Here is a 1,332-nt window from a genome sequence, read left to right on the forward strand (position 1 = left end):
CGATTGTTGATTCAAGATGAACTACAATCTGCAAACACCACTTGGTCCAGTGTAAAGATAGCCGCTTTCACAAATGAATTAATCACAAATCTTTCCGGCACTCTCCAGAATTTGATCGCAGAATCTATTTCAGAAGAAGCTAACTTAAGGCAAAACGAGGACTTACTCCTCTCCAATAACCTGATTGTAGCTATCAACAATGAGGCAGAAGCAAGAACCTCGAGTGACTCTGAAATTATTAATTTGTTAAATGATCATGAGGGAAATACCGATAATCCGCACGAAGTCACAAAAGAACAGATCGGTCTCAACAATGTTATCAATGCTTTGCAATTGACAGTTACTGATATTCTAACCAGTCATGCGTCTACAGCAACTAACAAAGCTGCATCAGCTTATTCGGTAAAACAATTGGCGGATCAGATTCACACAATAAATGAAATCATTTCTTCCGATGATGTTGATCTTGATACTTTACAAGAAATCGTTAATCTTATAAAAGAAAATGCAGTTGATCTAGCTGCGTACGCCACGGGAAAAGTCAATGTTTCCGATATTGTTGACGACACAGATTCTGAGATCCCAAACAAGCCTGCCTCTGCAGGAACTGTATTTCGTCTAAATTCGAATAAAGCAAATAAGTCTGATACTTATACAAAATCCGAAGTTGATACTGCTTTGGGTGGAAAAAGAAATACTGGCAATATTCCTGCCTCTGAAGTGACTGAGTCGACTACACGTAGATTCGTATCCGATTCCGAAAAAGACAAATGGAATAATACAATCCATGATTTAGGTAGTATTTCTGGATCCGTATCAGTCACATCACTTAACACCAAACGATCGTTCAAGGCAACTCTTTCTGGTAATGTCACCTTTACTGAAATTTCAGGTGGAAATGAGGGAGATGTTTTTGTTTTTCGGTTTAAACAAGATGCGACTGGTGGACGAACAATTACTTTACCGTCTAACATTGCCATACCATCACTTGAAACACCTGACACAGGAGCGAATAAAAGAAGCCTTCTTACTATTTATAAAGATGATGTAGATTATCTTGGCTCCTGGAAGAAAGGGTGGGCATAATGCTTGCAAGCATGTTACTCACAGCAAAATCAATAGTTGGCTACGAAAATGTTTCATATGAAAACAGGATTGTGTCACCTGCAGGATGGGCTTATGTACCAGCAGTTAATACTGTGCACTTTGCAAGAGATGGTTGGGGGAATTTATTTGTAGGAGACATTGGTCTTAACTTGCTCGGTGCCTGGACGATTCCATGCGAATGTTTAGTAAATGGAATGTGGCTCAATGGGCAAATTGATGCGACTC

Annotated in this window: 1 pseudogene; it reads left to right on the plus strand. The window is 39.3% G+C overall.

From position 1 onward, the window contains the following. Positions 1-1,086, plus strand: a pseudogene (locus tag CH361_RS19515) (hypothetical protein); the annotation flags it as partial. Positions 1,087-1,332: the final 246 nt, after the last annotated feature.

The organism is Leptospira brenneri, assembly GCF_002812125.1.
GTDB lineage: Bacteria > Spirochaetota > Leptospiria > Leptospirales > Leptospiraceae > Leptospira_A > Leptospira_A brenneri.